The sequence below is a fragment of the Rhodocytophaga aerolata genome (genome assembly GCF_030503435.1).
Classification (GTDB): Bacteria; Bacteroidota; Bacteroidia; order Cytophagales; family 172606-1; genus Rhodocytophaga; species Rhodocytophaga aerolata.
On sequence record NZ_JAUKPO010000145.1, the window covers coordinates 1 to 1,556 of the forward strand.

Annotated in this window: 1 protein-coding gene; it reads left to right on the top strand. The window is 49.2% G+C overall.

Annotated elements, in window-relative coordinates:
- Positions 1-1,556 (top strand): malectin domain-containing carbohydrate-binding protein (locus Q0590_RS37220; protein WP_302042764.1); only part of this gene is annotated, 1,556 nt, incomplete at both ends.

Below are 1,556 nucleotides of genomic sequence, written 5' to 3' on the forward strand. Positions count from 1 at the left end.
TTCTTTGTGAAAGCGGATGCGGGCAAACCGGTATCGGTGATTCAGATGGCCGCCTATCATGGCTGTTGTGCACAGGTAGAATATTTCCAGTGGTATGCCAAAGGCTCCACTACCAATACGTTCCTTACCGGCCATAATGCTTTAGATGGACAATCCCTGCTGCCGAGAAGAAACAATTCTTCTACGGCTTTGGCTGAAGGAAGCTTCAATCCGACAGGAGCGTTTGGACTAAAGGTCAATCAATCTTTCTCAGATCGGACCCGCAACGCTGAGCAAAAAATCGGGATGCGTATCTGGAAAGTAAGGGATTATAACGGAAACATCATTCCCAATGCCTACATCATTGGCCATGACTACATTAATCAGCCTGGCATAACCAATTACGATTATCAGGACAATATGTACTACATCAGCAACGTGCGTCCGGAAACAGGTTCTGTAAACTATGCTGAGCTGGCTGCTACACCTTCAGCCGTGAAATTCCCGGATACTATGCTGGGGCAAACGGTTTCTTCCACCACTACGCTGAAAAGCTTAGGGCTCACTTATGGGGATGGGTCTGCCGATCCAACGCTTAAAATTACCAAGCTGGAGTTAACAGGCCCCAATCTGAATGAGTTTAGCTATACGCAGCCTGCTTCTGCCACGCTTGCTGCAGGTGCTTCCACAACCGTAAGTGTTAGCTTCCGGCCAAGTAGTAGGGGCATTAAAAATGCTGCCTTGCTGGTGCATTACGATAACTCGCCTACCCCCTTGCGCATACCCCTGTATGGTACAGCCAATGATAATTGCTCGGCTATTACCGTAGCCAAGCGCATCAAAGGCGCTGCCGATGCTCCGCTCACCATTAATGGAATAACCTGGGAAGCCGACAACACTTACCGCAAAGGCTCTGTGCAATTAGATCGGCCGGCCGCTACCCCAATAGCCGCTACTGATGATGATCTGCTCTATCAGAGCTATCTATCGGCTGCAACGAATCTGGGGGTGACCCGTTATGAGGTTCCCCTGCCCAATGGCAACTACATGATCCGGATGCACTTTGTAGAGAATTTCTTCACTACGGTAGCCTCCAGGGTGTTTGATATCAGCATAGAAAATCAGCGCCGGTTAGCTTTCTTTGATATCTTTAGTGAGGTAGGCTATAAATCGGCTTTGGTCAAGGATTTTGAAGTAAGCATTACCGATGGCCGGTTAGATGTGAGCTTTACTCCAACAGCCAACCGGGTGGCAATAGCGGGCATGGAAATATACAATGCCGGAACCGCCTGTGCCACAGCTGCTGTAGCTCCAGCTAGCACGGCAAGATCATTAGCTGAAGAAGTGAATGCTGCCCAAAGCTCGTCTAATGAAGTGCAACTGAATGTATACCCCAACCCAAGTCTGGGCGGGCAAATCTACCTGGACATGGCCGGCTTTGGAAGCTCAGAAGAAGTAGTAGTACAAGTAGTAGATGGAGCAGGGCAGGTGATCATGCTGGAAAGAGAAGTTAGCAAGACAGATGGAACGCTGCAAATCAGCTTGCCTATAGCCAAGCGGCTCAAGCCGGGATTGTA